Genomic DNA, 209 nt, shown 5'->3' on the forward strand with positions numbered 1-209 from the left:
ATCAAATTGTAATAAATGCCCTGTTTTTTGAGGGCATGACACAGCAAGAGGCCAGCGATGAATTAAATATTCCGTTGGGTACTATAAAATCTAGATTAAAAATAGGATTACGAGAATTAAAAAAAATTTACAACCCTTAACTAAAGAAAGTCATGAATGAAAAGATTGCTACATTCTTAAATTCTGGCCTTTTAGAAAAATATCTAATA

Annotated in this window: 1 protein-coding gene; it reads left to right on the top strand. The window is 29.7% G+C overall.

Going from position 1 to position 209, the window contains the following annotated elements:
* Positions 1–140, top strand: a 140-nt coding sequence (locus FUA24_RS02795) for an RNA polymerase sigma factor (protein WP_317131920.1), incomplete at its 5' end; no start/stop codon positions are given.
* Between the last annotated feature and the right edge of the window lie 69 nt (positions 141–209).

The sequence above is a fragment of the Seonamhaeicola marinus genome (genome assembly GCF_008085455.1).